Source organism: Bradyrhizobium sp. USDA 4451 (assembly GCF_054822585.1).
The window spans coordinates 6,987,008-7,012,216 of the sequence record NZ_JBTRCH010000001.1 but is presented as its reverse complement, the minus strand read 5'-3'; the positions used below and the strand labels follow the sequence as shown (position 1 = coordinate 7,012,216).

20 protein-coding genes and 1 pseudogene are annotated in these 25,209 nt (G+C 63.7%); 12 read left to right on the top strand and 9 right to left on the bottom strand.

The features are described 5' to 3' along the window. Positions 1–42 precede the first annotated feature (42 nt). Positions 43–1,728, bottom strand: a complete 1,686-nt coding sequence (locus ACVMB0_RS32870) for a glycosyltransferase family 4 protein (protein ID WP_456753737.1) — start codon at positions 1,726–1,728, stop codon at positions 43–45. Positions 1,729–2,395: 667 nt separating this feature from the next. On the opposite strand from ACVMB0_RS32870, the gene ACVMB0_RS32865 reads away from it, so the two are divergent. From ACVMB0_RS32865 to ACVMB0_RS32845, 5 genes and pseudogenes are all read left to right on the top strand, one after another. After that, positions 2,396–3,520, top strand: a complete 1,125-nt coding sequence (locus tag ACVMB0_RS32865) for a calcium-binding protein (protein ID WP_461348849.1) — start codon at positions 2,396–2,398, stop codon at positions 3,518–3,520. Positions 3,521–3,742: 222 nt separating this feature from the next. Continuing rightward, positions 3,743–4,504, top strand: coding sequence for a hypothetical protein (locus tag ACVMB0_RS32860; RefSeq protein WP_456753739.1), 762 nt, complete (start codon positions 3,743–3,745; stop codon positions 4,502–4,504). A 29-nt stretch (positions 4,505–4,533) separates the two neighbouring features. Further along, on the top strand, positions 4,534–5,865 hold the full coding sequence (locus ACVMB0_RS32855; RefSeq protein ID WP_461348848.1) for a glycosyltransferase: 1,332 nt from the start codon (positions 4,534–4,536) through the stop codon (positions 5,863–5,865). Next, positions 5,837–8,012: pseudogene (locus ACVMB0_RS32850) on the top strand (type I secretion system permease/ATPase). Before ACVMB0_RS32855 ends, ACVMB0_RS32850 begins: the two are co-directional and overlap by 29 nt. Further along, positions 8,012–9,481 (top strand): HlyD family type I secretion periplasmic adaptor subunit, encoded by a 1,470-nt coding sequence (locus ACVMB0_RS32845; RefSeq protein ID WP_456753742.1) that lies wholly within the window; start codon positions 8,012–8,014, stop codon positions 9,479–9,481. The pseudogene ACVMB0_RS32850 and the gene ACVMB0_RS32845 overlap by 1 nt, the downstream one beginning before the upstream one ends. Positions 9,482–9,552: 71 nt before the next feature. Here the strand turns inward: ACVMB0_RS32845 and ACVMB0_RS32840 are convergent, their stop codons facing one another. The 3 genes from ACVMB0_RS32840 to ACVMB0_RS32830 form a co-directional block, all read right to left on the bottom strand. Next, the gene (locus tag ACVMB0_RS32840) at positions 9,553–10,347 is read right to left on the bottom strand and encodes an IclR family transcriptional regulator (RefSeq protein ID WP_456753743.1); all 795 of its coding nucleotides are present in this window, start codon (positions 10,345–10,347) and stop codon (positions 9,553–9,555) included. A gap of 217 nt (positions 10,348–10,564) precedes the next feature. Next, entirely contained in the window at positions 10,565–12,283 is a 1,719-nt protein-coding gene (locus ACVMB0_RS32835; protein ID WP_461348847.1) for an FAD-dependent oxidoreductase, read from the bottom strand. A gap of 10 nt (positions 12,284–12,293) precedes the next feature. Further along, on the bottom strand, positions 12,294–13,493 hold the full coding sequence (locus ACVMB0_RS32830) for an ABC transporter substrate-binding protein (protein WP_461348846.1): 1,200 nt from the start codon (positions 13,491–13,493) through the stop codon (positions 12,294–12,296). Between the two features lie 352 nt (positions 13,494–13,845). On the opposite strand from ACVMB0_RS32830, the gene ACVMB0_RS32825 reads away from it, so the two are divergent. Further along, positions 13,846–14,775, top strand: a complete 930-nt coding sequence (locus tag ACVMB0_RS32825) for an aspartyl/asparaginyl beta-hydroxylase domain-containing protein (protein WP_461348845.1) — start codon at positions 13,846–13,848, stop codon at positions 14,773–14,775. A gap of 89 nt (positions 14,776–14,864) precedes the next feature. On the opposite strand, the gene ACVMB0_RS32820 is transcribed toward ACVMB0_RS32825, so the two are convergent. Next, positions 14,865–15,020, bottom strand: a complete 156-nt coding sequence (locus ACVMB0_RS32820) for a hypothetical protein (protein WP_170991618.1) — start codon at positions 15,018–15,020, stop codon at positions 14,865–14,867. A 340-nt stretch (positions 15,021–15,360) separates the two neighbouring features. Beyond that, positions 15,361–16,698 (bottom strand): MFS transporter, encoded by a 1,338-nt coding sequence (locus ACVMB0_RS32815; protein WP_461348844.1) that lies wholly within the window; start codon positions 16,696–16,698, stop codon positions 15,361–15,363. Between the two features lie 381 nt (positions 16,699–17,079). Between ACVMB0_RS32815 and ACVMB0_RS32810 the strand changes: the two genes are divergently transcribed. Continuing rightward, entirely contained in the window at positions 17,080–18,777 is a 1,698-nt protein-coding gene (locus tag ACVMB0_RS32810; protein ID WP_461348843.1) for an NAD-dependent malic enzyme, read from the top strand. A 116-nt stretch (positions 18,778–18,893) separates the two neighbouring features. On the opposite strand, the gene ACVMB0_RS32805 is transcribed toward ACVMB0_RS32810, so the two are convergent. Beyond that, a complete protein-coding gene (locus ACVMB0_RS32805; RefSeq protein ID WP_461348842.1) occupies positions 18,894–19,997 on the bottom strand; it encodes a trypsin-like peptidase domain-containing protein in 1,104 nt (367 codons plus the stop codon). 216 nt (positions 19,998–20,213) lie between these two features. Between ACVMB0_RS32805 and ACVMB0_RS32800 the strand changes: the two genes are divergently transcribed. Together ACVMB0_RS32800 and ACVMB0_RS32795 are read left to right on the top strand one after the other, a co-directional pair. Further along, complete coding sequence (locus tag ACVMB0_RS32800) at positions 20,214–21,560, top strand: MFS transporter (protein ID WP_456753751.1); 1,347 nt, start codon at positions 20,214–20,216, stop codon at positions 21,558–21,560. Next, on the top strand, positions 21,535–21,963 hold the full coding sequence (locus tag ACVMB0_RS32795) for an SPW repeat protein (protein ID WP_456753752.1): 429 nt from the start codon (positions 21,535–21,537) through the stop codon (positions 21,961–21,963). Before ACVMB0_RS32800 ends, ACVMB0_RS32795 begins: the two co-directional genes overlap by 26 nt. Positions 21,964–21,966: 3 nt before the next feature. On the opposite strand, the gene ACVMB0_RS32790 is transcribed toward ACVMB0_RS32795, so the two are convergent. Next, positions 21,967–22,236 (bottom strand): hypothetical protein, encoded by a 270-nt coding sequence (locus tag ACVMB0_RS32790; RefSeq protein WP_456797844.1) that lies wholly within the window; start codon positions 22,234–22,236, stop codon positions 21,967–21,969. Positions 22,237–22,440: 204 nt separating this feature from the next. Between ACVMB0_RS32790 and ACVMB0_RS32785 the strand changes: the two genes are divergently transcribed. Further along, positions 22,441–22,662 carry a hypothetical protein gene (locus ACVMB0_RS32785; RefSeq protein WP_461348841.1) on the top strand — a complete coding sequence of 74 codons (222 nt, stop codon included), beginning with the start codon at positions 22,441–22,443 and terminating at the stop codon, positions 22,660–22,662. Between the two features lie 178 nt (positions 22,663–22,840). Continuing rightward, positions 22,841–23,107, top strand: coding sequence for a hypothetical protein (locus ACVMB0_RS32780; protein ID WP_456753755.1), 267 nt, complete (start codon positions 22,841–22,843; stop codon positions 23,105–23,107). Positions 23,108–23,169: 62 nt separating this feature from the next. On the opposite strand, the gene ACVMB0_RS32775 is transcribed toward ACVMB0_RS32780, so the two are convergent. Then, positions 23,170–23,871, bottom strand: a complete 702-nt coding sequence (locus tag ACVMB0_RS32775) for a fumarylacetoacetate hydrolase family protein (protein WP_456753756.1) — start codon at positions 23,869–23,871, stop codon at positions 23,170–23,172. Between the two features lie 147 nt (positions 23,872–24,018). Here ACVMB0_RS32775 and ACVMB0_RS32770 point away from each other — a divergent pair, with 147 nt between their 5' ends. After that, a complete protein-coding gene (locus ACVMB0_RS32770; protein WP_461348840.1) occupies positions 24,019–25,206 on the top strand; it encodes a dipeptidase in 1,188 nt (395 codons plus the stop codon). Positions 25,207–25,209: the final 3 nt, after the last annotated feature.

Sequence of the window (25,209 nt, the reverse complement as noted above, 5' to 3'; positions counted from 1 at the left end):
GTCGGTGCGGTGAAGCTGCGAGCAGGACAGCCGGCTGCCGGATTATCGTTTGCTCGCGGAAGGCGTCGCGTGCGGGTTGGGCAAGAGCCTGAGAACGCCACACTTGGCGAGAATCATCACCGTTCTGTCGACGACATCGCGCGGGATGTCGGGTGTGTGTTTAACCAGTTCCGACATCGACAATGATGGACCATGCTTTTCAAATGCGTTGACGATGCCGTCCACGGCCTGCGGCCTGGTCAGTGTCTGTGCGGCACGACCGATGCTTTCGGCTGATAGCCTGCGTTGCACTTCCTTGCGGTCCACGCCATCGCCAAGCGCGAACGCACATGCGCCCTCGAGCGTTCGGGTCGGATAGCCGTTGAACATGGTGTATGGATTGAGCCGGTCCGGACGAACCATTCCGGCCGGAACTGTGCCTTCGACTTTGCTTCGCCTGCGGTCGGCGAGTTCGGTCCACAGCTGGCGATACAGCTTCATGATCTGCGACCAGTCATAATGATCGCGCGCGCGCTTCTGCCCCACCGCGCCCATCTGTCGCCGCAGATCGGGATTGGCAAAGAGTGCGGCATAGGCGGCTGCTGCGGCGGGAATGTCGACGGCGATCATTGCGCTCGTCAGTGCCGTGTAGGTATCGTAGTTGTCGAAGCCGAAGTCTGCCCGCTCGACCAGGAATTCGGCCGAACCGGGTGGCAGGGTGAACGTTGGTACCCGGAAGCCATCGGTGCCGTGACGGATGGTCTCTTTGTAGCCATTCCAGTCCGACACCACGACCGGCAGTCCGGCGGCCATTGCCTCGACCGGCGTAAGCCCGAACGTTTCCTGAAAATTGTCGGCAAGCGAGGTGAAAATGTCTCCTGCCGCCCATGCGGCCCTGAGGTCCTTGGGCTTGCGTCCGTCGACAAAGATGCGTCGCAGCGATGGGCCGAATTCCGAGCACTCGCGGACAAAGAGCTGCTCGGTGGCGTCCTTGCCGAACCAACCCGCCAGCACCAGCACGACCCTATGCCCCTTGCTGGCCTGTTCCGCAGCCAGCAGCATCGGAACATGGTGGGCCTTGGCGTGGAAAGACAGCCGTCCAACGTAGAGCAAGACGATCTCATCGTCGTCGATGCCCAGCATCTGCCTGGCGCGCTGCCGTTCGCCATCGCGAAACGTGAAGTCGGCGCAGTTCACCCCGAGCGGGATAACCGGAAGCTGCGGGATCGGCATGCGCCGCGCGCCGAGCCTCGCCTTCAGGAACGCGGCCTGTGCCGAGAGCAACTGGTCAACGCTTTTGTGCACCGCGAGCGAGGTGCAGATCACGGCATCCCAATGCTCGAGTGGACTGAGGGGCATCGACGACAGCATGCCCATCGCGACATGTGTCATCGTCGTGTGCGTGATGCCGCACAGGCTGTAGGCGCGGGGCGAATGCCGCGCCCGTCGCCAGGCATACTGGCTGAGGCCGGGATCGGGCAGATACAGCAACCCCGGTTCGCCAAGCCGTCGGTGCGCCGGCGGCGGCAGCCATTCGATGGTGGTGGCATCCGATCCGGAGCGCCGGATGTCGGTCGCGAACTGGTCGACGAATTCCCGCTTTGGCGTGTAGCAGAACAGCCGTTCCGGTTTCTCGCGCGCGAGCGCCTTAAGAAATCCGGCGCCAGCGGCCTGGCGTCCCATGATTCGCTTATCGCCAAGCGAGTAGGCTTCGGGAAGATACGAGATCGCGGCAGTCGGAAACGACATCTGGTTATCCAAAATAAATTAAACCGGAGATTGATATCAGGAGAGGGCAAGATATTGGAACCCGTTTTCTTTTTGCAATCTCCTTGAACCTGCAACCTGCGAGCGATAGCGTGGTTGGCCAAGACCGTGTTAGCGTATCAGTCTATTGCAGGTCTGGCCTCCGCGGCCATTTTGTCGGGGTGACGTCAACGCTGCGTCGCCGGATATTTTCAGCGGGCTCGACCAAGAGCCCGGATCTTGACGGAGCTGTTCCATGGTGCGTAGCGACATGGCCTTCTGGTCGGTCGAACCAAGTGTGAGCGCGACCACATTAATCGGCGATGATTTCCTCTATTGTTAGCAGGCAAGACAGGCTCCGGGACTCTGTTGCCGAGCCGCGTGCACTGTTCCAAGCCGGACCGCACATCTTCGCAACTCCGGCACTTGGTGCCAACGCCGGTCACCCAGCTCCACCGCCGGCTTTGGAAGTTAAGGTAGGTGTTTTTTCGTTTCCATTGAACCTCGCACCCAGCGCCGATACCAAAACAGTTGGATGCTAGGTTAACGGCTTATTTTTACGCCCGGCCTCTCGAGGCCGGTTCGTCGGGCAGCTCTCAATTTTATTCTGCTGCTGCCTTCGTGTTTTTTGGCTGGCTCGACCGAGAGCCCATATTGACGGAGACATTCTATGCCCGTGTTTTACGGCGACAGCACTGACAACAGCGTCAGCTACACAGCTGGTTATGACTCACTCTACGGCGGCCAGGGCAACGACACGCTGGGTAGCAGCATCGTCGGTTTCGACTACTGGGAAGGCGGCCAAGGTAACGACTACCTGTACGCCCTGTGGACAAGTCCTGCTTGGGGCAACTTCTATGGCGGCGACGGAAATGACTGGATCCAGGGCGGCAATAGCGCCGTCGTTCAGCAGGAATACGGTGGCGCCGGCGACGACTATATCAACGATGATACGTTCGGCCTAACCACTCAGGCCCACATAATCGACGGCGGTGCCGGCCGAGACGCATTGTATGGTTCGAATGGTAACGATACGATCTTCGGCGGCGACGGCAATGACAGCGGCGCCAATATCGTGGCCGCCGGCATCAGTGTCGCGCCTGGTCTGTACGGTGGCGCGGGTGACGATGTGCTGGCAGGCGGCGGTGGCGATGACCTGTTGTTCGGCGGCGACGGCAACGATCTGACGTACGGCGGCGACGGCAACGACACGTCATATGGCGGCAATGGCAACGATACGATGGTCGGCAACGACGGCGTCGATCTGATCGAAGGCGATGCCGGCGACGACTGGATCTATTTGAGCGCTGGCAATCTCAGCAACGCCTATGGCGGAGCGGGCAACGACGTCCTGATTGCCACCCAGGGTTCGGTGGTCGAGAACGGCGACGACGGCAACGACGTCCTGTACGGTGCCAAGGGCAATGATTATCTCTACGGCGGCAACGGCGACGACACCATGTACGGGGGTGACGGCGTCGACGTGCTTCTCGGCGGTGCCGGCAACGACTATTTCGATGGCGGCCAAGGCGTGAACTACTACTTCGGCGGCGGCGGCAACAACACGTTCGTCTCCAACGACGTGCCGAGCGTCCAGGTGGTCCAGGACTTCAACGCGGCCACCGATACCGTGCAGTTCAATGGTTCCGGCTTCACCTCGTTCGCGGACGTGCTGTCGCATTCCTTCCAGAACGGCGCGTACTTCGTCATCCAGGTCGACAGCGACACTGCGGTCTGGCTGAATGGGGCTACCGCATCGACGGTCACGGCGTCGAATTTCTCGATTGTCAGTTAACGCGAAATGGCCCGGGAGTACTCTCCCGGGCCCTTTTCGCGGCCGCAACCGGAGCAGGATGGTCCACGACCCCCCGGTTTCAGACCGAAAGCGCCCGTCCGCTCTCGTAGCGGCCGGGCGCGGCGTGTTTCTCACCGTGTTTTTGCGGAGGTGGCTGCGGTGGGGGTGTCAATTGCAGGGGCCGGCCCAGGCAATCTATGATGGCCGGCAGAGGTTCAGGGGATGTTTGATTTTTTGAAGAAGAAGGTATCCCTCAGCCGGGCTGTCGAGGTCGGCTGGACGCTTGATACCACCAAGGCCACCTTCATCTGGGAGGCGCCGAGCCGGCTCACCCGGGAAGAGAAGCGCACCTCGCACGCCAAGAGCGTGTCGTTCTGCCCTGCCGTGATCGATCACGACTCGCGGATATTCCAGGTCAATTGCCCCGTCGACATTCAGATCCGTATCGAACTCGATCCGAAGACCAACGAGCCACGGCTCCGCAGTACGGCGGGCGACATGGCCACGATCCGGCCCAAGGCGCTTGCGGAACTGGTCCGGCTCAATTCCCCAAAGGAATGGCGGCATCCCAAGCGGCCGATTCTGCAAATTGCGAGCCCCTACATCTTCCTGGCCGATGAACTCGCCTACATGATGCAGTTGCCCGCTTTCAATCACTACTATTCGACGCCGTTGCCGGGCGTCATGATCGGCGGCCGACTGCCGATCCATATCTGGCCGCGTCCGATGATGTGGGCGTTCGAATGGCACGATATCAGCAAAGAGCTGGTGTTGAAGCGCGGCGACCCGTGGTTCTACGTTCGCTTCGAATTCCAGGATCCGACCCGGCCCGTTCGTCTGGTCGAGGCGGACATGACGCCACAGCTGCGCGAGTACATGCAGGGCGTATCCTCGGTGACCAACTATGTCAGCCGGACCTATTCATTGTTCGAGACCGCCAGATCGCGGCGGCCGAAGACGTTGCTTATTGAGAAGCAGCGCTAGGAAAATCATTTCAAACCGAACATCAGATCATGCGCGTTCTTTTCATTCACCAGAACTTTCCGGCGCAGTTCAGACACATCGCGCAGCTCTTGAAAAAGTCCGGCGACGACGTCCTGGCGCTCTGCGATAGTCGTAACACCAGGCCGGAAATCGTGCCGGTCCGGCGCTACCGCTTCAATGAAGCGAATATTGGCAAGCCCTCTCCGCTGGCGGCTTCCTTCTCGCAACACGTGGTGCGTGGACGGCATGCCGCCGACGAAATGCTGAAGTTGAGGGATCAAGGGTACGTTCCCGATCTCGTCTTCGGCCATGTCGGATGGGGCGAAGCGCTCGCGGTGCGCGACGTCTGGCCGTCGGCGAAGCTCGCGGTCCACGCCGAGTTCTATTATTCGGCCGACGGGGCCAATATCGGTTTCGATCCCGAGTTCCGCGCGACGTTGACGTTCAACGAACGCTATGCCGCGCGCCTGAACAACGCACCGATCCTGCTCTCGATGGCCGACGCCGACGCCGCGGTCGCTCCGACGGAGTGGCAAAGGGCGCGATATCCCTCGCATCTGCAATCGAAGATCCGGGTGCTGCACGAGGGCATCGACACCGACGTGGTGGCACCCGATCCGGCGGCGACCTTCGTGCTGCCGAACGGCCGGACACTCGGCGCCAATGACGAAGTCATTACCTTCGTCAACCGCAATCTCGAACCCTACCGGGGTTATCATATTTTTATGCGATCGCTGCCGGCGATCCTCGCGGAGCGAAAGAACGCCCAGGTGGTGATCGTGGGAGGCGATGGCGCGTCCTATGGACCGCGGCCGCGGGACGGCCGCAGCTGGAAAAACATCTTCCTGGAAGAGGTCCGGGATTCGCTGCCGCTCGATCGGGTGCATTTCGTCGGATCGATCCCGTACGACAGATTCGTCGCGCTGATGCAGATATCGAGCGCGCACCTCTATTTGACCTATCCGTTCGTGCTGTCCTGGTCGATGCTGGAGGCGATGAGCGCCGGCGCGCTGGTGATCGCCTCGAAGACGGCGCCCGTCGAAGAGGTGATCGTCGACGGCGAGAACGGACTGCTGGTCAATTTCTTTGACGCGGAACGGCTCGCCGAGCTCACGATCGAGGCGCTGGCGGCGCCGTCGCGGTTTCAGGGCCTGCGGAAAGCTGCGCGCCGCACCATCGTCGATCGGTACGATCTGAAGCGGCGCTGCCTGCCGGAATGGATGGAATTTGTTCGACAGTTCGATCCGGCCAGGCCCGGCAAACCGGCAAGAGCAAGCGTCGAACGGGTCCTTGGTGTTGAAAGCGGTATTGCGGTGGTAGCAAGGGATAGTCATGACGTTGCAATCAGCAATCCGCGATGACGACGCTCCGGCGTCGGTCGAAAAGGTCGACACGGGCCTGTATTCCGTGGCGCTGGTGGCGGGCTATTTCCGCATCGCCGCCGATCCGCGGCAGCTCGGCCACGAACTGGGGCTGGCCGGACGGATGGCCGAGTCCGCGGACCTCGTTGCGGCCGCAAAACGTCTGGAGTTGAAGGCGCGCTGGATCACCAACGCCACGGCGAAGCGTCTGACAAGGTGTCCGTTGCCGGCCATTATCGGACTCAAGGAAGGCGGCTTCCTGGTGCTCGCGCCCGGCGCCAAGACCGGCCAGTTCCGTCTGGCCGACCCTGTGCGACGCGCCACCGCCGAAGTCGATCTCGAGCAATTGTCCCAGCAATGGAACGGCGAGATCGTGCTGGTCACGCGGCGGGGCCGGCGGCGCCGGCATCGATCCGAAGACGTTCGGATTCAGCTGGTTCCTGCCGTCGATCTGGCGTTACCGGCGCGTGCTCTCGCACGTTTTGCTGGCCTCGTTCTTTGTGCAGATATTCGGCCTGATCACGCCGCTGTTCTTCCAGCTCGTGGTCGACAAGGTGCTCGTTCACAAGGCGATGTCGACGTTGATCGTGCTGGTCGTAGGCATGGTGTCGCTCGGCCTGTTCGAGGCGACGCTGCAATACCTTCGGACCTATGCTCTGAGCCATACCACCAACCGCATCGATGTCGAACTCGGGCGGCGGCTGTTCCATCATCTGTTCCGGCTTCCGATCGCCTATTTCGAGACCCGTGCAACAGGCCAGACGATCGCGCGCGTGCGCGAGCTCGAGACCATCAGGAACTTCCTCACCGGCCAGGGACTGACGTCGCTTCTCGACCTGTTCTTCACCTTTGTCTTCGTCGGTGTCCTGTTCCTCTATTCCGTGCCATTGACGCTCGTCGTGCTGGCGACGCTGCCGCTCTACATCCTCATCGCGGGCCTGATCCGCCCGTTCCTGCGCGAGAAGATCCGGGAGAAATTCAATCGCGGCGCACGCAGCCAGCAATTCCTGGTCGAGTCGATCGTCGGCGCGCTGACGCTCAAGGCCGCCAGTGTCGAGCCGATCATGCAGGCGGAGTGGGAAGACCGGCTGGCCGCGTATGTACGCACATCCTTCGAAGCGTCGATGCTGGGTTCCCTCGGGCAGAATCTGATCCAGTATGTCGGCAGGCTCACCACGGCGATGATCCTGCTATTTGGCGCGCAGGCGGTGATCTCCGGGTCGATGACGGTCGGCGAATTGATCGCCTTCAACATGATCTCGAGCCAGGTCCTGCAGCCGATCTTGCGGCTGTCGCAACTGTGGCAGGATTTGCAGCAGGTTCAGGTGTCGGTCGAACGACTGGGCGACATTCTCAACACGCCGGTCGAGCCGATTCCGGCAAGCCTGCCGACGCTGCCGCCACCGAAAGGCGATATCGAGTTGCGCGAGGTCTCGTTCCGCTATCAGCCTGGCCGCCCCGAGGTTCTGCGCAACGTCTCGCTGCGGTTGAAGGCCGGCGAAGTGATCGGGATCGTCGGGCCATCAGGCTCGGGCAAGTCGACATTGACCAAGCTGATTCAGCGGCTCTATCTGCCGGAGCGTGGCCAGGTTCTGCTCGATGGCGTGGACGTGGCGCAACTCGACCCGAGCTGGCTACGCCGGCAGATCGGAGTCGTGCTGCAGGAAAACCTGCTGTTCAACCGGACGATTCACGAGAACATCGCGCTGGCCAACCCCGCCATGACGCGTGCGCAGGTGATGCACGTCGCGCGTCTGGGCGGTGCGGACGAGTTCATCGGTGCGCTGCCGCAAGGCTATGACACGATGATCGAGGAGCGCGGCAGCAACCTCTCGGGGGGGCAGCGTCAACGCATCGCCATCGCCCGAGCGCTTGCGACCAACCCGCGGATCCTGATCCTCGACGAAGCGACAAGCGCGCTCGATTACGAGAGCGAACGCATCATCCAGAACAACATGCGCGCCATCACCAAGGGCCGCACCGTCATCATCATCGCGCACCGGCTCGCCGCGGTGCGGCCGTGCAACCGGATCATCGGCATGTCCGACGGGAAGATCGTCGAGCAGGGAAATCACGACCAGCTGATTGCAAACAGCGGCAGCCTCTACGCGCGTCTGTGGTCGCTGCAGAACGATTGGACAAAGTGATGGGCAAGGACGTCACGCCGGTTCGTCAGGCTCTCTTTCCTTTCAAGTCGGACGTTCGCGGTCCCGACCGCGAGTTCCTGCCGTCCGCGCTCGAAATCCTGGAAACTCCCGCGTCGCCGGTCAAGGTGGCGCTGATGCTCACGATCTGCGCATTCGTGGCAGCGGCGCTTGCCTGGTCGGTGTTCGGCAAGCTGGACGTGCATGCCGTGGCGCTCGGCAAGATCGTTCCGTCCGGCCAAACCAAGTTCATCCAGCCTTTCGATCCGGGTACCGTGGTCTCGCTGTCTGTGACCAACGGAATGCATGTCGAGCCCGGGCAGGAGTTGATGACATTTGATGCCGCCGAGGCAGAGGCCGAGGCCAGGCGGCAAAGCGAGGCGGCGAGCGCGCTTCGCGCGGAGGTCGCGCGGCGGAAAGTGGCGATCGATCAGGCCAAGGCCTGGCCGCTCAAGCCGCTGCTTCCGGTTACCGAGATCGAATGGCAGGACGATGTACCGCCCGGTTTCCGCGGCCGTGAGACGCGTGTCCTGGCGGCGGACGTGTCCCAGCTCGCCGAGACCCTCGGGACGCTGGAGAAACAGATCGCGCAGAAGCACGCGACCCGAGAACGTCTGAACATGAGCATCGCCTATCAGACCGAACTGATCAAAACACTGCAGGACCGCGTGGCGGTTCGCGAGGCATCACTCAAGCTCGAGGTCGGCACCAAGATCAACCTGTTCGATGCGCTGGAGTCGCTGGACAAGTCACGATCGTCGCTTGCCAGCGACAAGGGCCAGCTGCTCGAGACCGAGGCCGCGATCGCCGAACTGGGCGCCGAGAAGGACAAGGATCTCGCGACTTTCATCGCTGACAACAGCACGAAGCTTGCCGACGCCGAGAAGAAGCTCGACGACGCCGTGCAGCAATATGCCAAGGCCAATACCAAGCTGGCCCGCACCAAACTGCTTGCCCCGACCTCCGGAACCGTACAGGGGCTTGCCGTCACGACGCTCGGCCAGGTCGTCACCACCGGCCAGCAGCTCCTCAGCATCGTCCCGGACGGCGGGAAACTGCAGGCCGAGGTCTACGTCTCGAACACCGATATCGGGTTCGTCAAAGTCGGCCAGGACGTCGTGGTCAAGGTCGATACCTTCCCGTTCACCCGCTTCGGTTCGCTGCACGGCAAGGTCATCAACGTGGCCAATGATGCGATCGATGAACAGACCGCTCGACGCCAGCAGGCCAATCCGACCAGCACCGTGAATGCGATGGCAAACCAGCCGGGCGCGCCGGGGCAGCCGCAGAATTTCGTCTTCCTCGTCACTATAGCGCTGGAGGAGACGGCGATGAAGATCGATGATGCCATCATCCCGCTCACGCCGGGCATGACCCTGACCGCCGAAGTCAAGACCGACAACCGCCGCATCATCAGCTATCTGCTCTCGCCGCTTACAAAGGTTACGTCCGAGGCCTTCAGGGAGCGCTGAGCCAATACTCCCTCCGCTCCGCATGCAGCATAACGAGAAGGCCTTCTCCCGACCGGAGGGGGCAGCCTCCATCAGCTTGATGTCTGCACCGTGCTGTGTCCGAGTTGCCGCGAGATATCGCCGGCACAGCTGCGCAGGGCGGTTGCGATCGCGCTGTCCCAGCCTGCGTCGAAGGTGCCCTCCGGGCCCATCGCGGTGATGACCAGCGCGACGTGGCCGGCGTGATCGAACACCGGCGCGGCGAAGGCGTTGACGCCGGGCAGGGGATCGCCGATCGCGCGTGCAAGGCCGCGGCTGCGGACCTCGGCGAGCAGCTCCGTGATCTTGGCGCCGGCGGTCTCACGCTTCGGATTGAAGCCGACGCCGAGGCGGTCGAGGCCGCTGTCGAGCGCGGTCCTGATCGCGTTCGGCGGCATGAAGGCGGCGAAGGCCCGGCCGGTCGCGGTCTCCAATAGCGCGACCACCGACCCGACGCGCATCGCGATGTGCACGGGATGGCTCGGCTCCTCGAGCCGCACCACGGTCGCGCCGTGGGTGCCCCACACCGACAGCGACACTGCGTGATTGATGCTGTCGGCAAGGGCGGCGATGCGCGGCGTTGCGATCCGCACCGCGGACTGCCGGCGTAGGCTGATCAGCCCGAGTTCGAGCGCCAGTGCGCCGATCTCGTAACGGCCGGTGGTCTCGTCCTGCTCGATCAGGCCGATGCGGGAGAAGCTGACGAGATAGGGATGGGCCTTGGCCGGTGGCATGCCGGCCTCGCGCGCGAGATCGCGCAGCATCATCGGCTCGCCGCTGCGCGCGAGCGCGCGAAGCAATTCTCCGCCGACCTCGATCGACTGTATGCCGCGGCTTTCTCTGGCCATGTGCCCCTGTTCGCGTTCGTGCTGTCGCAATTAGCAGGAAACCATGCCGTCCGCGAGACGCGTGACGGCACCACAATCCTGGCGCACTGCATCCGTCTTTATCTCCGTCATCCTGAGGAGCCGCGAAGCGGCGTCTCGAAGGATGCACGGCCACAGTCGGGCCGTCGACCCTTCGAGACGGCCGCGTTGCGGCCTCCTCAGGGTGACGGGAGTCGGTTCATGCTGCGCTTCGCTCCTCCATTGCACCCGCGAGGTGCTTGCCCGCGATATAGCCGAAGGTCAGCGCGGGGCCGAGCGTGATGCCGGCGCCGGGATAGTTGCCGCCCATGATGCTCGCCATGTCGTTGCCGGCCGCATAGAGGCCCTCGATCGGCTGGCCGTCGGCGTCGAGCGCACGGGCATTGGCGTCGGTCCGGATTCCGGCATAGGTGCCGAGATCCCCGATCACCATCTTGATGGCGTAGAACGGCCCGTGCTGGATCGGCGCGATGCAGGGATTGGGCCCGTGCAATGCGTCGCCTTGGTAGCGGTTGTAGGCGCGTGAGCCCTTGCCGAAGGCGGGATCCCGCCCTTCGGCCGCGGTCATGTTGAACTCGGCGACTGTTGCCTCGAGGGCTTTTGCATCGATGCCGGTCTGCGCGGCAAGCTCCGCGAGCGTCGCGCCGCGTTTCAGGTAACCGGTCTTGAGATGATGGCCGAGCGGCATCGGGCGCGGCGGCACGCAGCCGAGGCCGTATTTGCGCAGCGTCGCATGATCGCATACGAGGTGCGCCGCGATCTCCTCGCCAGGCTTCGCCGCCTTGATCATCGCCTGCACGAAGTCGTGGTAGGAATTGCCTTCGTTGGCAAAGCGCTTGCCGTCGGCCATCACAGCGATCACGCCGGGCTTGGCGCGGTCGATGAAATGCGGCATCACGCCCTTCGAGCCGTCCTTGCGCGTGGTGACCGAGACCGGCACCCAGGCCGCAGCATTCGGCAGCGAATCGTCGATGCGGCCGCCGGCGGATTCCGCAAGCCGCAGGCCGTCGCCGGTGTTGCCGGTCGGGCCCGGCGAATAATGCTCTTTTCCGGTGGGCGTATGCGGAAACATCTTCTGCCGCCGTGCGACGTCGTGCGGGAAGCCGCCGCAGGCGAGCACGACGCCACGCCTCGCGTCGACTCGGATGGCACGGCCCTCGCGCACGACCACCGCGCCGCGCACCACGCCGTTCTCGACGATTAATTCGCGCACCGGCGAGTTGAGCCAGAGCGGGATCTTGAGGTCGAGGGCGGATTTCGCCAGCCGCCCGGCCAGCGCATTGCCGTTGGTCAGGGTCATGCCGCGGCCGTTGCGCATCACGTCGAGGGCATGTTTCGACAACCGCTTGGCGACATAGGCCGCCGAGCTCAGCGACCGCGTCGCGCGCATGAAATGCACGATCTCCTTGCCGGAGCCGAGCATCATGCCGAACACGGTGAGCTCGGGCAGGGGGCTGCCGAGATCCTTGAGGGCCGGCCCAAGCTCGTGGGCGTCGAATGGCCGCGTCACCATCGAGCGGCCGCCCTGCGCGCCGCCGGGTGCTTCGGCGTGATAGTCCGGGAAGGTCAGCGGCATGTCGAAGCGAACCGCGGTGCTGGTCGTGAAGAAGTCGACCGCCTTCGGTCCTTCGGTCAGGAACGCATCGACGCGCGCGGCGTCGAAGCTGTTGCCGGCCTCGTGGCGCAGATAGGTTTTGGCCTGGTCGGGGCTCTCCTCGATGCCCCAGGCTTTGGCCAGCGAGGTGCCGGGAATCCACAGCCAGCCGCCGGAGCGCGCAGTGGTGCCGCCGAAGCGTGGCTCCTTCTCGACGACGAGGACCTTCAGTCCGTGATGGCCGGCGGTGACCGCCGCCGACAGCCCGGCGCAGCCGGAGCCGACGACCAGCGCGTCGCATTCATAGGTTTCTTCGTTGGCCACGCGATCGATCCTATTTCTTGAGCAGCGGGCACTTCGACTCGGAGACCGGACGGAAGGCCTCCTCGCCCTTCACCGTCTTGATGATGTCGAGATAGTCCCACGGCTCCTTGGATTCCGAGGGCTTCTTCACCTTGGCCAGATACATGTCGCGGATCACGCGGCCGTCCTCGCGCAGCTTGCCGCCATGCACGAAGGTGTCCTCGATCGGCAGCTCGCGCATCTTGGCCATCACCACCTTGGGATCATCGGTGCCGGCGGCCTGGATCGCCTTCAAATAGTGCAGCACCGAGCCGTAGACGCCGGTCTGGATCATGGTCGGCATCACGTTGGTGCGGGCGAAGAATTTCTTCGACCAGGCGCGGGTCTTCTCGTCCATGTTCCAGTAGGACGCCGTCGTCATGTAGGTGCCTTGCGCGGCGTTGAGGCCGATCGCATGCACGTCGGTGTCGAACATCAGGAGGCCGACCAGCTTCTGGCCGCCCTGCACGAGGCCGAACTCGCCGGACTGCTTGATCGAATTGTCGGTGTCCTGGCCGGCATTGGCGAATGCCACTACATCGGCCTTCGAGCTCTGCGCCTGCAGTGCAAAGGAGGAGAAGTCGGCGGTGTTGGTCGGATGCTTGACGCCCCCGAGCACCTTGCCGCCCATCTCGTTGATGAAGCGCGTCGCATCCTTCTCGAGCTGCTGGCCGAAAGCGTAGTCCGCGGTGATGAAGTACCAGGACTTGCCGCCTTCCGCGATCACCGCCGACGCCGTCACCTTCGAAAGCGCGTAGGTGTCGTAGGTAAAGTGCACGGTGTTGGGGCTGCACAGCTCGTCGGTCAGCGAGCTCGCGCCGGGACCGGACAACAGCGCAATCTTGTTGCGCTCGCGCACCATGTTGTGCACGGCGATCGCGATACCGGAGTTGGGAATGTCGACGACGGCGTCGACCTTGTTGTTGTCGAACCAGCCGCGCACGATCTGGACCCCGACGTCGGTCTTCATCTGGTGGTCGGCGGAGATGATCTCGATCGGCTTGCCGAGCACGGTCGGGCCGAATTCCTCCACCGCCATCTTGGCCGCCTCGACCGAACCGGGACCGGAATTGTCGCGTCCCCAGCTCGACAGGTCGGTCAGCACGCCGATGCGCACGACGTCATCGGAAATCTGGGCGTGCGCGGCCGTGGTCATCGCCGCGAGAATGGCTGCCGCCAACAAATGTCTCATCATTCCTCCCTGGATGTCCGCATCTTCGGCGGTTCATCTTACGATTAGGAATTATCTAATAAGTTTGTCAATGGCAAATCATCGTGTGGGAATGTTGCCACATAGATACTTCTTCGAATGAGGCGGTGCTTCACATTTGGTGAGTAGACGCTTACATGGCTCATCCGGGATGGCACGGCAGCAGGCTTTCGGCTCGCGCCAGAGCTTGCTGAAGTACCAAGTTACTATGAAACAGGGGATTTTCGCGGAACGGCAGCGCGCTTCGCCGCCCTGACTGAGCCATCCGTCACCGGGGAAGGCTGCAGGGGGCGGCGCATCAAGGGCGTCGGCGGGCTGCGATCATAGACGGATCATGTTGAGACAGCTCTTCGCGCCGCAGCTCGTCATTCTTTACGTGCTGGTGGCCTCCACACTCTACGTCCACTTCCGCGGCAAGCAGCGGCTCCGCTTCGCCCGCCAGCTCGGCGATCACTCGACCTACCTCGCGCCCTACAACGTGCTGATGTATGCGGGCTCCGCGGTGCCCAACACGCCGGTGATTCCGGTCGAGCAGTTTCCCGAGCTCAAAAAGCTCTCCGACAATTGGCAGACGATCCGCGACGAGGCCACGCGGCTGTTCGACGAGGGTTTCATCCGCGCCGCCGCCAAGAACAACGACTGGGGGTTCTATTCGTTCTTCAAGAGCGGCTGGAAGCGCTTCTACCTGAAATGGTACGACGACTTCCTGCCGTCGGCACGCACGCTGTGCCCGCAGACGGTGGAGCTGTTGAATTCGATCCCGAACGTGCACGGCGCGATGTTCGCGATGCTGCCGCCCGGCGGCAAGCTCGGGGCGCATCGCGATCCCTTTGCCGGCTCGCTGCGTTATCACCTCGGTCTCGTCACGCCGAACTCGAATGAGTGCCGCATTCTCGTCGATGGCGTCGAATGCGTCTGGCGCGACGGCGAGGCCTTCATGTTCGACGAGACCTTCATCCACAGCGCCGAGAACAAGACCGACGTCAACCGCATCATCCTGTTCTGCGATGTCGAGCGCCCGATGAGGTACGGCTTCATGACCCGGATCAACCGCTGGGTCAGCCACAACATCGTCAAGGCGTCGGCGACCCAGAACGTCGACGGTGAGCATGTCGGCGCGCTGAACAAGGTGTTCGGCAAGCTCTACGAGATCCATCTCGCCAGCCGCAAGGTCAAGGAATGGAATCGGAACGTATATTACACGCTCAAATATTCCGCGACCGCGCTGATCCTCGGCCTGATCGTGATGTCGGCGCTGCGCTGATCGCCGCGGCGTTGCCACATTGAAAGCAAAAGCCCCGGAGCATGCTCCGGGGCTTTCGTCTGCGGGATAAGCTGCGCGGTGCAGCAGCGTCAGTCGCGCTCGAAAACCTTGGCGCCGGGGTAGACCCGTCGAGCGTACGCGACCACCCACTCCCGGTCCTGGGTCTCCAGGAACGGGGTTCGGATCTTGCACGACCCGACGATGAGGTGCCACAGGCCGTTCAGCTTCTGAATGTTGACGATCATCGGAGTATTCCTCGAAGACCCGCGTTCCTGGTGGACTTTGCTTGTCGCGATCGTTTCGCGACTCACGCTTCGGAGCAGTGATCCCGATCACGGAACTCATGCGCATCCGTTGACGTAGCCGCGAGTTTAAGAATCGCCTGCCACCGCTCAACTGTACACGCGTCAGCACAGGACATCACAACGAATGAGAACGGCATACCAAGGTATGTTGTGGACGCGCCGATCCTCATGCCGCGGTGACGTCGAATGCGCGCTGATGTGAATGCGTAAGATGCGGTAGGGCGGATTAGTTTAGCGAAGCGCAATCCGCCCTACGATTTCTCCGCTGCCTCGTTCGGAATCACGGTTCCCGATTGGCGCCGACGCCGAGTGAGCCGATGGCGTCGGCCGCGGCATCCATGTCGGCCGCCGTGATCGGCTGGTCGACGATGAACAGATAGCATCCGGCCGAGACGACGCCGATCAGGGCGCCGACGACCAGCGCCGGCACGAACGAACCGGTCTTCTGCACGATGAGGCCGGTCACGGTCGGCGCCAGCGCGCCGCCGAGATAGCCGCCGAAATTCTGCACCGAGCCGATCGAGGCGGTGCAATTGGTCGGGACCGCGACCGAGCTCAGAGCCCAGGCGCAGGTGCTGGTCACATAGACCAGGAACAGCGAGATCGAGATGAAGGCGATCGCCAGCGCGTTGCTCTCGACATAGGCCGCGGCCACCGTGCACGCGGCTGTGCCGAGCAGGGCGATCGCGGCCGGATAGCGCCGGCTCCGCAGCGGCTCGACGCCGTGCCGCACCAGGAAATCGGCGATGTATCCGCCGAGCACGCCGCCGACCACGCCGCAGGCGAACGGCACCGCGGCGGCCCATCCCGTGTACTTCACGCTCATATGGCGTTCGATCTCGAGATAACCCGGCAGCCAGGCGGTGTAGATCCAGGTCAGGTAGATGCAGCCGAAATAGCCGAAGATCATGCCCCAGGTGGTGCGGAAGCGGAACAGAAGCGACCAGTCGCGCAATGTGACCTTGGTGCGCCCGCCGGGCGGATCGCCTTGCGTCCGATAGGCATTCTCCTGCGCGGTGAGCGCGACCTGCTCGGGATTGCGATAGAGCAGGTACCAGCAGGCGGCGACGACAAGGCCGGCAACGCCCATGATCACGAACATCGCGCGCCAGCCGAAGGTCAGCATCAGGTAGGTCAGCAGCGGTACGGCGATCGCGGTGCCGAGCGATGATGCGCAATTGAACACGCCCGTGGCAAGCCCGCGGTCACGCTGATTGAACCAGTCGCGGACCACGCGCGCGCCGGTCGGAAATTGCGGGGCTTCGCCGATTCCGAGCAGGACGCGGGCGCCGAAGAACTGGCCGAAATTCTGCACCAGCCCGCCGACGAGCTGCGCCAGCGACCACAGGCTGAGGCCCATGGTGAGCAGCAGGCGCGGGCCGAGCCGGTCGACCATCGCGCCGGTGGGGAGCTGCGAGAACGCGTAGGCCCAGAGGAACGCCGAAAGCAGATAACCCATGTCCGCAATGGACAATCCGAGTTCCTCGCGGATCAGCGGATTGGCCACCGCAAGCGTCGCGCGATCAATGTAGTTGACGACCCCGGCAACGACCAGCAGAGCCAGCGCGACGCGCTGAATCGATTTCAGACGTGGCGTCGCAAACTGCATTCCCGACATGATTCGTTTTTCCTCACCTGTTGTTTTGCCGGACAGTATCGGCGCAGCTGGCGTCGAACCAGAACGGAAGTTGCCAAGCCTGCGTTGCGATTTCGACATGGACGACATGTTGCTCGCGGTCCTGATCGCCTCTCCGCTACGACCATCGGTCTCGCGCTCGCGATGATGTGATTGGCAACCATGCAACGATCCACAGGCGCATCGCAGCCGGCGCACGCAATCCGGGCATCGGTGCCGGCTTCATCGCACTGTCATCAGTGGCTGCGAGGCAACCGGCGCGGCCTCATGGCTTGACAAGAGCTGGCGAGCCGGGGTTCGGGTTCCGGTCGCTGGCGTCGAAGTGCTACAGTGCCGCTGACCTCCGTAGCGAAAGGCCTTCTCATGTCCGAGTCCACTGCAGATTTCGCCACCACCGCGCTGAGCGGCTACGAGCTGCTCGCCGACCCGCAGTTGAACAAGGGCACGGCGTTTTCCGAGGCCGAGCGCGAGGCATTCGACCTGCATGGCCTGCTGCCGCCCAACATCCTGACGCTGGACGAGCAGGTCTCGCGCCGTCTCGAGGCGTTGCGCGGCTACGAGACCGACATCGAGCGTTATGCCTTTCTGCGTGAATTGCAGGACACCAACGAGACGCTGTTCTACGCGCTCCTGGTCGGCAACTTGGAAGAGCTGCTGCCGATCGTCTACACGCCGACCGTCGGCGAGGGCTGCCAAAAATTCAGCCGGCTGTTTCGCAAGCCGCGCGGGCTGTTCCTCAGCATTCCTCACCAGCACCGGATCGACCGCATTTTCGCTCATCCGCGCTTCGATCACGTCGAGGCGATCGTCGTCACCGACGGCGAGCGGATTCTCGGCCTCGGCGACCAGGGCGCTGGCGGCATGGGCATCCCGATCGGCAAGCTCGCACTCTATACCGGCTGCGGCGGCCTGCATCCGGCGACGACGCTGCCGATCATGCTCGATGTCGGCACCGACAATCCGGACTGCCTGGCCGATCCGCTTTATATCGGCTGGCGCAACGAGCGCGTCCGCGGCCAGCAATATGACGACTTCATCGAGGCATTCGTCTCGGCCGTGATCAAGCGCTGGCCGCGCGTGCTGTTGCAGTGGGAGGATTTCGCCAAGAATAACGCGACGCGCATGCTCGAGCGCTATCGCGACCGGCTCCTCACCTTCAACGACGACATCCAGGGCACCGCGGCGGTGGCGACCGGCGCCTTGCTTTCCGCGATCAACGTCACCGGTGTGCCGCTGACCGAGCAGCGCGTCGCCGTGCTTGGCGCCGGCTCGGCCGGCTGCGGCATCGCCAGCCTGATCCGTGCCGCGATGATTGATGCCGGCCTGTCGGAGAGCGAGGCCGCAAAACGCTTCTTCATGGTCGACCGCGACGGGCTGCTGCTCGAAGGCATGAGCGGGCTCGCGCCGTTCCAGCTGCCGTTCGTCCAAAACAAGGAGGCGATCGCCGGCTGGCAGCTCAGCCATCCCGACAAGATCGCGCTGCTCGACGTCGTGCGCAACGCCAAGCCGACGGTCCTGATCGGCGTCTCCGGCCAGGCCGGCGCGTTCTCCGAGCCGATCGTGCGCGCGATGGCCGAGTGCAACAAGCGGCCGGTGATCTTCCCGCTGTCCAATCCGACGTCGCGCGAGGAGGCAACGCCTTCCGACATCGAAGCCTGGACCGAGGGGCGGGCGCTGATCGGCGTCGGCAGCCCGTTCCCGCCGATCATGCGCGACGGCGTGCGCTTCAAGGTCGACCAGACCAACAACTCCTACATCTTCCCGGGCGTTGGCGTCGGCGCGCTCGCGGTGGGCGCCAGCCGGGTCAGCGACGGGATGTTCATGGCGGCCGCCAAGGCATTGGCCAGCGCCTCGCCGGCGCGCAACAACCCGAAGCACAATCTGCTGCCGCCGGTCAGCGCGCTGCGCGAAGTCTCACAGACCGTTGCGCTCGCGGTGGCGTTGCAGGCGCACAAGGAAGGGCTCGCCAAGGATATTCCGATCGACCAGGTCGAAGCCCGCATCCAGGCCAAGGTCTGGACCCCGCGCTACGTGCCGTATCGGCGCAGCGTGGCGGGCTGACGAGTAGCGCCATCCGTCGCGTATTGGCGCGATATGCGTCGGCTCAGAAATTCGCGTGTCCAAAGGGAGCGGTGAACCTTCGACGCCGCTCCTGCTCAACCTATTCGCATCAGGCGTTAGCGAAGCCGATTCCCGCTGGTCAGCGTGCCGCTTTGCTCCAGCGGCGGCGCCACCTTCACGACCGCGCTGCCGGTGGCACCGCCGCGCAGCAGTGTGAACTTCACCTCCTGGCCGATGCGGGCGAGGCCGATCAGATTGCGGAGCTGCGCCGCGGTGCGGATCGGGCGGTCGTCGGCCATGGTGATGACGTCGCCTTTGCGCAATCCGGCCCGCTCTGCCGGCGAATCCGCCGCGATTTCGGCGATCACGGCGCCTTCGGTGCGGCCCCCGTTGCTGGACGGATGGAGGTCCCGCAGCGCAACTCCAATCCGGCCACGCTCGACCCGTCCCGTGGCGATGATCTGCTCCATCACGCGCCGTGCCATGTTGACCGGGATCGCAAATCCGATTCCGACATTGCCGCCGGCCGGCGAGATGATCGCCGAGTTGATGCCGATCAGCTCGCCGCGCAAATTGACCAGCGCGCCGCCGGAATTGCCGGGATTGATCGCTGCATCGGTCTGGATGAAATCCTCATAGCCCTGCTTGCCTAGCCCGGTGCGCCCCAGCGCGCTGACGAGGCCCGAGGTCACGGTCTGGCCGAGGCCGAACGGATTGCCGATCGCGAGTACGAAGTCGCCGACCTCCAGTGCGTCGCTATCGCCGAGCGGCAGCGCCTTGAGTCCGCCAGGATCCTGAATCCGCAATACGGCGACATCGGTTGGCGGGTCGCGCCCGACCACCTTGGCGGAGAACTGACGGCCGTCCTTGGTCGTGATCTGGACGACCGAGGTGCCTTCGACCACATGATTGTTTGTCAGCACATAGCCGCGCTGCGCGTCGACGATCACACCCGACCCGGTGGCGTTGACCTCCTTCTCGATCTGCTTCGGGATGTCGAAGAACTCACGGAAGACCGGGTCACGGTAGAGCGGGTTGTCCTCGCGAATCCGGCCGTGCACGGAGATGTTGACGACGGCCGGGGTGATCTGGCGGACCAGGGGCGCCAATGTCGGGACCGAACCGCCGGTCCTGAGATCCGGGATCTGGCCCGCGGCAGGACTGGTCGCCGACAGCACCAGCAGCAAGACTCCGATCGAGAATGAACGCATGCGAGCCATCTTCGTCACCCCGTTTTTCGCGTAGGTTCGAATTTGGAAAACTTTGTGGCAGCGCGGCAAATGCTCGCCTCGACGCCTTATCCGGCAATGGCTCGACTAAAGTTTTAGCCGTTGCGTTCCCTTCAGTTGGAACTTCCGGTCCGCCGTATCGTTTGCGTTCAAACGACCCAAACGGTCAAAAATTCATCCGGGGGCTTGTCCAAGGGAGACGCCCCCATGGCAATATTTGGCCCATCAATTGGCCTCGACGCCAGCCAGCTCACGCCATCCGAACACCAGCTCCAGCTGCGCCGTGCGGTGATCGCCTCCACGGTCGGGACCGCGATCGAGTGGTATGACTTCTTCCTCTACAGCACCGTCACCGGCCTGGTGTTCGCAAAACTGTTCTTTCCGCATTCCGACCCCTGGGTCGGTACGCTGGAGGCATTCGCGATCTATGCGGTCGGCTTCGTCGCGCGCCCGATCGGCGCCGCGATCTTCGGGCATTATGGCGACCGCATCGGCCGCAAGTCGACCCTGATCGCGACGCTGCTGCTGATGGGCCTTGCGACCGCTGCGGTCGCATTGGTGCCGACCTATTCCAGCATCGGCATCTGGGGCGCGGTGATCCTCACCGTGCTGCGCTTCATCCAGGGCGTCGGCGTCGGTGGCGAATGGGGCGGCTCGGTGCTGATGTCGATGGAGTGGGCGCGCAATGATCGCTCCCGCGGCCTGGTCGCGTCATGGCCGCAGTTCGGCGTGCCCTGCGGGCTGTTCCTCGCCAACCTTGCCGTGCTGGCGTTCAGCCAGATGTCGGGCGAGCAGTTCCTGGCCTGGGGCTGGCGCATTCCGTTCGCGCTCAGCATCGTTCTGGTCGGAGTCGGTCTCTATATCCGGCTCGGCATTCTGGAAACGCCCGTGTTCAGCAAGCTGCTGGCCGAGCGCCAGCTCGACCGCACACCGATGCTGACCGTCATCCGCGATCATCCAAAGGAGATCCTGCTGTCCGCCTTCGCGCGGATGGCCGAACAGGCGCCGTTCTATATCTTCACCGCTTTCGTGTTTTCCTACGGCATCGGCACGCTGCACGTGTCGCGCGACTTCCTGCTGACCGCCGTGCTCTCGGCCTCGGTGCTGTCGTTCGTCTCGATCCCGGTGTTCGGGCACCTGTCCGACCAGATCGGCCGCAAGAACATGTACATGATCGGCGCGGTCGTGACCGGAATTTTCGGCTTCATCTATTTCGCAATGCTCAACACCGGATCGGCGGCGATCATCTTCCTTGCGATCGTGTTGTCGCTGATCCCGCACGACATGATGTACGGGCCGCAGGCCGCCCTGATCGCCGAGAGCTTCACCGGACGGCTGCGTTACAGCGGCGCCTCGCTCGGTTACCAGCTCGCATCTGTCATCGCCGGCGGACCGGCGCCGCTGATCGCGGCCTGGCTGTTCGGCAGCTATCATTCGGCAACCGCAATCGCGATCTATGTCGCGCTCTGCGCCGTCATCACGCTGGTCGCGACCGCGCTGATGACCGACTACACCGGCAAGGACATCAATGCCGCAGCCGCGCACCGGCGGTGAGTTCGAGACAGCAAGGGAGAAGACGATGGTGAAATGGCGCAAGGAATCGGCACTCGATCTCTACAACCTCGTCGCGGCGATCTTCCTGCTCGCTGCGCCGTGGCTGTTCGCACACGCCAACCCGACGGCCGCGATCGATCTCAGGATCAGTGGCGCCGCGATCGCGATCATGTCGCTGGCGGCGATCGCAGCGTTCTCAATCTGGGAGGAATGGATCAACCTGGTCGTCGGATGCTGGCTGATCGTCTCGCCCTGGCTGCTCGGCTTCACCCACACCCGCGCGATGCATTTTGCCATTGCGGCGGGTGCGGTAGTCGCGTTCATGGCGCTGCTCGAGCTGTGGCTCGAGTACGAGAAGACGCATCTCGGGTCGGCAGCGTCGCAGGCCACAGCAAAGCATTAGAAGCTAGCAGCCGCGGCAGATGCCTCTGATCTTCCGATCGACGATCGCGTCTTCCTGATCGATGGTCTGCTGCGACGCCGCTGCCGCGGGGATGTCGGCGGCGCGCGGCTGGCGATGGCCGACCGGCGCCGACCATGGCCGCGTCGCCGTCTCGTTTGATGCGTAGGCGCTAGGCTCCTGCACCGATACCTGTGCGAAGCAAGCTGTCGCCATTGTCGCAGACAGGATTGCGGCCAGGCCAACCTGCCTGCCAAGCCGCCGACAATTACTCATGAGAATCTCCATACCGTCATCGCCGCGCTTGCAGGCGGCCCTGATGAAATGGAGTGCCTCTGTCGTTCCGATATTCCCGCTCGATGCGCGTGATGAAGCGCTCTCGGTTCGGTGATCGCACGTGATGAAATAATGATAGGGCGATGACGCTCCCTAGTCACAGGAGCCGAGCTTGGTCGGCTTCACCCATTGCGGAGAAACCCAATGACCAAATTGACCCTTGTGACGGTTGCTCTGGTTGCGGCAGCTGCGTATTCGGCTCAGGCGTCCGCCGCCGGCAGCAATGCTGCGGCGAGGCGCGCCCATGCTCAGGCGACGACAGCGGTCAGCAGCAAGACCACCGATTGCGTGCGGGCGCCGAACGTCGGCTCGTTCGCAACCGCGCCCTTCACCGAACCGCCCTGCATGCCCGGCACGATGCGCTGAGTACGCGTCGCGCAAAGCCCCGGACCTTTGGTCCGGGGTTTCCGGGACGATACAAGGGCGTCGGGAAGGGGCCGGGATTGAGCGTGACCCGCCTCACAGCCAGGCTGATGCGATCGTGTGACGACTGCGGCGTCGGAGCTGGTGCATGGTGCCCGGCCCGAGTTCAAGGAGACGTCGCATGACACGCAATTCGCTTCTTGCCTTCGTTGCCGTTGTCGCGTTCGGCGTGACCGCGCTGAACTCCGCGCAGGCGGGCAGACTTCCCATGGCGCCGCCGAAGAATGTGGGCGCGAAACTGCCCCCGGGCGGCTCGGGCGGCCCGCATCGCCAGCCGATCGATCCGTCGCCGGGCCTCGGAAGTGGTTACAGTGGCGACAGTGCCGGCGGCAGCGGAGGCGGCGGATATTTGGGCGACCCCAATCATCCCGGCCATGAGCAATTCTGAAAAAGCAAACGGCCCCGAACCAGGTTCGGGGCCGCAGCCTGATGATGAGGCGAATCCGGGGTCTATTCCGGCTTGCCGATCGTCACAGTGAGCTTGCCGACGCCGTCGACGCCGCATTCGAGCTTGTCGCCGACCTGCAGCTGCGAGACGCCCGCGGGCGTGCCGGTCATGATGAGGTCGCCGGCGGCGAGCTTCACCTGCTGCGACAGCTGCCAGATGATCTCAGGCACGTTCCAGATCAATTCGGTGAGGTCGCCCTTCTGGGCTTCCTTGCCGTTGACGGTGAGCCAGATCTTGCCCGCGGTCGGGTGACCGATCTTGGAAGCCGGCTGGATCGCGGAGCAGGGCGCCGAATAGTCGAACGACTTGCCGACCTCCCAGGGCCGCTCCTTCTTGCGCGAGGCGATCTGCAGGTCGCGGCGGGTCAGGTCGATGCCGACCGCATAGCCGTAGACATGCTCGAGCGCCTTGTCGGCGGGAATGTTCAGCCCGCCGCTCTTCATCGCCACGACCAGCTCGACCTCGTGATGCAGGTCCTTGGTCAGCGGCGGATAGGGGATCGTCGCACCATCAGGCACCAGCATGTCGGCATGCTTGCCGAAGAAGAACGGCGGCGCGCGCTCGTCATTGCCCATCTCCCTGATATGCTCGAGATAGTTGCGCCCGACGCACCAGATGCGGCGGACCGGATAGGTGCCGGATTCGCCGACGACGGGAAGCGAGGGCTGCGGGGGAAGCGGAATGACGGTGGAAGCGGCGTTCATGAACGGGTCCCGAAGGGTTGAAGGAGGCAGCGCGGGCCGTGTTTACGCGGTTACGGCGCTGGGGGCTAGGGGCTGCGGCTGCACCAGACGCAGATGTGAGGCGAGCTTTCCGCCGGGTGTGCCCATCGCTGGCCGGCGGTGATGCCGATGCGGAAATGGCTTTCCCTCGGCGTTGCGCTGGTCGCAGCGGTCCTGGTCGCCGCCGCCGTCCGTTTCTTTGTGATCACCCCGGAACGGATCGACCGCGGGCAGAACAAGGTCCAGCACGTGGCCGTGGACATCGCGCCCGCCGCACAGGCCCTGCAGGCGAGCCTCGATGTGGCGGACATGCATGCCGATAGCCTGTTGTGGAAGCGCGACCTGCTCACGCGATCCGACCGCGGCCATATCGACCTGCCCCGCCTGGTCGAGGGGCATTACGCACTGCAAGTGTTCTCGTCGGTGACCAAGTCGCCGAAGGGCCAGAACTACGACGCCAATGGCGGCGACAGCGACACGATCACGAACCTCGCGATCATCGATCTGCAACCGCCGCGGACCTGGTTCTCGCTGCTGCAGCGCTCGCTGTGGCATGCCGAGAAACTGCAAGGTTTCGCCGAGCAGTCGGCCGGGCGGCTTCGCGTGATCAGGACACCGGCCGATATCGATCGCCTGCTTGCCGACCGCACCAGCGGCGCGACGGTGGTCGGCGGCATGCTGTCGATCGAGGGCTTGCATGATCTCGAGGGCAAGATCGAGAATCTCGACATACTCTACGCCGCCGGCTTCAGGATGGCCGGCCTCGCGCATTTCTTCGACAATGATGTCGCGGGCTCGATGCATGGCGTCGCCAAGGGCGGCCTGACGCCGCTCGGCCGCCGGGTGGTGCAGCGGATGGAGGCGATCGGCATGATCGTCGACCTCGCCCATGCCAGCCATGCGGCGGTTGCCGACGTGCTGGCGATGGCAACACGACCGGTTGTGTCAAGCCATGGCGGTGTTCAGGCGACCTGCAAGATCAACCGCAATCTCACCGACGACGAAGTCAGGGGCATTGCGCGTACCGGCGGTGTGGTCGGCATCGGTTTCTGGCAAGGGGCGGTGTGCTCGCTCGATCCGAGCAATGTCGCTAAGGCGATCGCCCATGTCCGCGACCTGGTCGGGATCGACCATGTCGGCCTCGGCTCGGATTTCGACGGCTCGACCACCACGGGCTTTGATGCCGGCGGGATCGTCGCCGTCACCCAGGCGCTGATGTCGCGCGGATTCTCCGATGACGACATCCGCAAGGTGATGGGCGGCAACGTCCTGCGCGTGCTGCGCGCAGGCCTTGTCGCCAAGGACGACAGGCAATGAGCC

Bases quoted from the DNA above. Each gene is read 5' to 3' on its own strand.
- ACVMB0_RS32870 (WP_456753737.1), bottom strand. From the start codon at position 1,728: ATGTCGTTTCCGACTGCCGCGATCTCGTATCTTCCCGAAGCCTACTCG.
- ACVMB0_RS32865 (WP_461348849.1), top strand. From the start codon at position 2,396: ATGCCCGTGTTTTACGGCGACAGCACTGACAACAGCGTCAGCTACACA.
- ACVMB0_RS32860 (WP_456753739.1), top strand. From the start codon at position 3,743: ATGTTTGATTTTTTGAAGAAGAAGGTATCCCTCAGCCGGGCTGTCGAG.
- ACVMB0_RS32855 (WP_461348848.1), top strand. From the start codon at position 4,534: ATGCGCGTTCTTTTCATTCACCAGAACTTTCCGGCGCAGTTCAGACAC.
- ACVMB0_RS32845 (WP_456753742.1), top strand. From the start codon at position 8,012: ATGGGCAAGGACGTCACGCCGGTTCGTCAGGCTCTCTTTCCTTTCAAG.
- ACVMB0_RS32840 (WP_456753743.1), bottom strand. From the start codon at position 10,347: ATGGCCAGAGAAAGCCGCGGCATACAGTCGATCGAGGTCGGCGGAGAA.
- ACVMB0_RS32830 (WP_461348846.1), bottom strand. From the start codon at position 13,493: ATGAGACATTTGTTGGCGGCAGCCATTCTCGCGGCGATGACCACGGCC.
- ACVMB0_RS32825 (WP_461348845.1), top strand. From the start codon at position 13,846: ATGTTGAGACAGCTCTTCGCGCCGCAGCTCGTCATTCTTTACGTGCTG.
- ACVMB0_RS32820 (WP_170991618.1), bottom strand. From the start codon at position 15,020: ATGATCGTCAACATTCAGAAGCTGAACGGCCTGTGGCACCTCATCGTC.
- ACVMB0_RS32815 (WP_461348844.1), bottom strand. From the start codon at position 16,698: ATGTCGGGAATGCAGTTTGCGACGCCACGTCTGAAATCGATTCAGCGC.
- ACVMB0_RS32810 (WP_461348843.1), top strand. From the start codon at position 17,080: ATGTCCGAGTCCACTGCAGATTTCGCCACCACCGCGCTGAGCGGCTAC.
- ACVMB0_RS32805 (WP_461348842.1), bottom strand. From the start codon at position 19,997: ATGGCTCGCATGCGTTCATTCTCGATCGGAGTCTTGCTGCTGGTGCTG.
- ACVMB0_RS32800 (WP_456753751.1), top strand. From the start codon at position 20,214: ATGGCAATATTTGGCCCATCAATTGGCCTCGACGCCAGCCAGCTCACG.
- ACVMB0_RS32795 (WP_456753752.1), top strand. From the start codon at position 21,535: ATGCCGCAGCCGCGCACCGGCGGTGAGTTCGAGACAGCAAGGGAGAAG.
- ACVMB0_RS32790 (WP_456797844.1), bottom strand. From the start codon at position 22,236: ATGAGTAATTGTCGGCGGCTTGGCAGGCAGGTTGGCCTGGCCGCAATC.
- ACVMB0_RS32785 (WP_461348841.1), top strand. From the start codon at position 22,441: ATGACCAAATTGACCCTTGTGACGGTTGCTCTGGTTGCGGCAGCTGCG.
- ACVMB0_RS32780 (WP_456753755.1), top strand. From the start codon at position 22,841: ATGACACGCAATTCGCTTCTTGCCTTCGTTGCCGTTGTCGCGTTCGGC.
- ACVMB0_RS32775 (WP_456753756.1), bottom strand. From the start codon at position 23,871: ATGAACGCCGCTTCCACCGTCATTCCGCTTCCCCCGCAGCCCTCGCTT.
- ACVMB0_RS32770 (WP_461348840.1), top strand. From the start codon at position 24,019: ATGCGGAAATGGCTTTCCCTCGGCGTTGCGCTGGTCGCAGCGGTCCTG.